Raw genomic sequence first — 1,532 nt, forward strand, 5'->3', positions numbered from 1 at the left:
TTAGACAAGTGCAGATCTGCCAGAATCTTTGTGGCCTGGCGCTTGAGGTTCGTAACAAGCTCAACTTTCATGGGCTCACCCTGAATCAGACTAATAGTGACACTATAGTATCACTTTTCGGGAGTGGCACTACCAGCTAACGCAGAGGTAATGTGCGCCGCTTCCGGCGTCACGATTAAGTGCCTTGTTAGCGGCTTGCGACTCCAAACACTCAATCAGCCAAACAATGATGATTGACTGTTTAGGCAAACCAATGAAAGCCGCCTTCACGATTAAGCGCCTCGACAACCTAGGACACAATAACAACGTCCCCGGCTGCCAGAGAGCAGGGGCACCCCAACAGTTAGTTTCAAAAAGGGTCAATCAATCCAGGCCGCTGCGCTCAGGTTGCCCAAAACCGTTTTTCCAGTCCCGAGGTCTGTTAACTCAAATCGATCCGAGAAGAACTCGTCTACCAGAATGTAATGTCCCACGATGGAAGTCATGCACTGGTGTTTCGAAAGCACCTTGGATGGGCCAGATCCAACACGAAGCTTGATCCCCATGGTGTGGATTGGGCCTCCGTGCGCGCTGTCTCTCGTAAACGCCTTGAGAAACGACGCTTCACCCTCAACCTTTATATCAAGTTCAACACTCGAAAGAACGTGCGGTGAACGTGTACCTTCGGCGAAATTTTCTTTTCGGTCTGTCACAAACTGATTCTCCGTCAATTCGGGATGCCACGGCATTTTCGACACCGGCCAGGCTTCCCTGTCCCACACCCCTGTCGAGACATACTTCTTGAAGCTGGTCTCGTTCGTTCCTTCAAGCTTCTCACACCCACCCTTCCAACAGTAGCGTTCGCCAGCAATCGACCAGGTACCGTCAGCCCGATGAAAAATGTACTTGTATCTGGGAGATGCGCCCGTGGCGAGTTCCATTAATACGGTGAGCGTCCCATCCTTAAGGAATCGTCCACCCGTCGGCTCCATGGTTGCGCTCAATGGGTCGAAGAAGTGTTCTTTTTTCTCCGGTTTTAGATTCATTTGATCTCGCCAAGCTGTAAATTTGCGGTCTGGCAAAGGGGCGCGGCGAACTTCCGAGCCTGGAGATATGTCAGCCCAGAGGAGGCTCCCAGCATCAGCAAACAGAACCTGCTGCGTGGATTGATCAATGAACAGCCTTTCCGGGCACTCATCAGTCCGGGCCAGGATCACGGGTTCTGAAATAGCCCGGTGCCAATAGCCAACCTCGCACTTATCCCCATCCTTCTGAGCGAAGATCAATCTTGGTGGCGTTTCCTGGCTCGCAGTCTCACCAAGCGCAGACGCCGCAACAGTAATTAGAAACATCGTTATGAGAGTTCGCGAAAACATAGCTGCAAAACCATTTCTTTTAACCGGAAAACCAGTCAGCCATATTCTTGTTGCTATAGCCAAAGCAGGAGCCACGCCGTGCGCTAACGCCTTGCTCACCGGAAAATTAGGAGCGCAGCGAGTAATTTTTCCGAGTGCAGCTACTTGTTGGGCGACAACGGCACGGGGCCTGGATGG

1 protein-coding gene and 1 pseudogene are annotated in these 1,532 nt (G+C 51.8%); both read right to left on the minus strand.

From position 1 onward, the window contains the following. A pseudogene (locus tag DES49_RS15420) lies at positions 1-71 on the minus strand (type II toxin-antitoxin system prevent-host-death family antitoxin); the annotation flags it as partial. Between the two features lie 288 nt (positions 72-359). Continuing rightward, a partial coding sequence (locus DES49_RS15535) for a hypothetical protein (RefSeq protein ID WP_166646105.1) occupies positions 360-1,532 on the minus strand: 1,173 nt, incomplete at its 5' end.

Origin of the sequence: Halospina denitrificans (assembly GCF_004364635.1) — a bacterium.
GTDB classification, from domain to species: Bacteria; Pseudomonadota; Gammaproteobacteria; order Pseudomonadales; family Oleiphilaceae; genus Halospina; species Halospina denitrificans.